The following is a 2,652-nucleotide window of genomic DNA, read 5'->3' on the forward strand; positions in this document are numbered from 1 at the left end:
TCGCCAGGCTGATAAGTGATCGCACCCTTGGCCGACACCGTGGCCGCGTTGAGATCCGCCGTGATGTCGGCGGACAAGGTCGCCGCTGGATTTTCCAGGCTGACCGGCGGCGCCCGCAGCGTGCCGCCGGCAACCGTGAAGGCTATGTCGGTATCGCCGGCGGCAAAACTGCCATCAGCGGCGATCTCGGGCGCGAAGCCGGCGGTCTTGGCCGCATCGATGTCGCGCCCGATCGCATCCGCCTTGGCGAGGAACGCACTGAACGCATCTGGATTGAGGCCAGCAACTTTCACGCCCTTCAACGCCGCAGTTCCGGAGCCTGACAAGGCAGCCACCATCCCTTCGACCGATTTGCCGCTGCTTGACAGCGCCGTCGAGAAATCGCCGATGCCGCTGATGCCGGCATCCGGCAGCACGGTCGCCAGATCGGCGCCCGCCAGTTTCATCTGGCCAGAGAACAGCCCGGTGCCGTTGTTGTTCTTCAACTCGAATAGGCCGGTCAGCGCTCCGCCCAGCAACTTCGCCTTGAGATCCGAAACGCGGATGCCTTCCTGGTCGAGCTTGAGCGAAAAGGCGGCGTCATAGGCGGTGGCGAACCGGCCCGCGGCCAGTGCTGCCGTCGTCAGGTCGAGGTCGGCGGTGAATGGCAGGCTGGATTTCTGGCTGAACGGTGTCGCCGGCCACACGCCACCCTTGCCTGCCCGGTCTTTGGCTGCGCCCTCCTTGTCGGCCAGAAAGGCGGAGTCGCCGAACAGCGCCACCGCCAGGGGATCGAGGTCGAGTTCGTCGAGCGCCAGCGCCCCGGCCAGATGTGGCACGCCGTCCTTTACATCGATATTGACGTCGCCGGACACCGCCGCTTCGTTGATGGCGCCGCTGAGTTCGTCCAGCACCAGCAGGCCGTTGCCGTAGTCGCCCTGCGCGGCGAGCGACGTCGACATGCCCGCCCCCATGCCTGGCAGGCCGATGCCCGACGTCATCAGCCATGGCTCGATGTCGGCGGCATCGAGGCTGAGCTTGCCCTTGGCGGCGAGGCCTTGCGGCGTGTCGGCGATCGTTCCCTCGAAACCGGCCTTGAAGTCATTGCCGGCAAGGCTGAAATTCGTCGCCAGGCCGCCGCCAAACGTGCCCTTGGCCTGAATATCGGTGTTTGCCTCGCCCAGCATGCCGAGCGGCAGCGCCGGCAGGCCATAGAGCGCCAGCAGCGCGGTGGCATCAGGGTTCTTGGCGTTGAAGGTCAGCGCCACCGGCGCTTCGAGAAGCTTGTCCACCGCGCCCTTCCCCGACAGCGACGCCGAAAAGGCCGAGCCGCCGGCCTTGCCTTGCCCGCTCACCGCCAGGCCCGTGGTGCCGTCGCCATTGTCGGCCGCACTGGCCACCAGGTCGATGCGCGCATCCTGGAACAGCTCGGGATAGGCAGCAGCACGGCTCGACAGTCCCTTGAGCACGGCACTGTCGGGATAGTGCTGGGCGGCGACATCGATCAGCGGCTTCAGATCGACGGCAACCACCGACGCATCGAGCTTGCCGGTCGGGCTCGCGGGGAAATCCTTGATCCGGCCGGTGGCGCTGATCGAGGCGCCGGCCAGCCCGCCCACCGAAAGCCGGTCGATTTCGAGCAGCCCGTCGCGCAGCCTGAGCGCCGTGTCGACCGTGTCGGCGGTCAACCCGCCGGCGTTGACCGGCCCGGCCTTGATCTGGAAATCGAGGTCGCGGTCGGCAAAGCGATTGGCGCCCTTGTCGCTGACGAAGATCGAGGCGAAGGCCGCCAGCCCGTCGACATCGAGATCACCGCCTTCGAGCCGCATCAGCACCGAGGGCTTGGCATCGTCGGGCTGGCTGGAATCGATGCGGCCGGAAAACTTCGCCTTGCCCAGGATCAGTTCGAGATCGCTGAAGGCCTGGCGCTTCTGCGAGAGGTCGACCTTGGCCTTGAAGCCGGCGGCCGGCAGACGGCGGATCGCCTCGTCCACATCCTTCGACAGCCAGGCGGCAAAGCCGGAAGGTTGCGCCACGGCCAGCAGCAGCGAGCCGTTGAAGCCGAAATGCCCTTCCAAATTGAGCACCAGCATGCCATCCGCTTCCAGCGTGGTGCGGCCGGGCAAGGTCGCGGCAAGCGATTTCACCGACCAGCCCCCATCGACCGGCTCGGCGGAAAGATGCACGTCGCGCACCGTGGTGTCGCCGACCACCACCGCCGGCAGCTTGACCTCGACAGTGCCGGGGATGGTCGGCTTCGGCATATCGAGCAGCGCTTGCTCGAACGCCGCGATGCGCTGGTCCAGCGTCAGGCCGGCGCCGGCTTCGGCGCCCACCGCCTCGTCGAACTGCACCTGCGCGCCATTGGCCTCGATGGCGAAACTCGGTTTCAGCCCGAGATCGACAGAAGCCTTGCCATCGGCGGTGTAGGGGTTGTCGAGCGGCCCGGTCTCGAAGCGGAATTCGTCGACCCCGAGTTTCTGGTGGTCGAGCGAAAATTTGCCGTTCAGCCGAAAGCCCGGATCGGGCTTACCGGCCGAGACTTTCACCGTCTCGCCATCGGTGCCGCGCAGCTCGGCGCTGTTCTTGTCGGCACCGGAGATTTTGAACTGGCCGGAGTAGACGGCAGCCCCATTGACGACGCCGGCATTGCCGTCGGGCTCGATGACCAGC

The 2,652-nt window shown here is 66.6% G+C and carries 1 protein-coding gene; it reads right to left on the reverse strand.

The features are described 5' to 3' along the window. The coding region (locus EN925_RS31320) for an AsmA-like C-terminal region-containing protein (protein WP_128337183.1) at nt 1-2,652 on the reverse strand (2,652 nt) is incomplete at both ends.

Origin of the sequence: Mesorhizobium sp. M7A.F.Ca.US.006.04.2.1, assembly GCF_004022915.1 — a bacterium.
Taxonomy (GTDB): Bacteria; Pseudomonadota; Alphaproteobacteria; order Rhizobiales; family Rhizobiaceae; genus Mesorhizobium; species Mesorhizobium ciceri.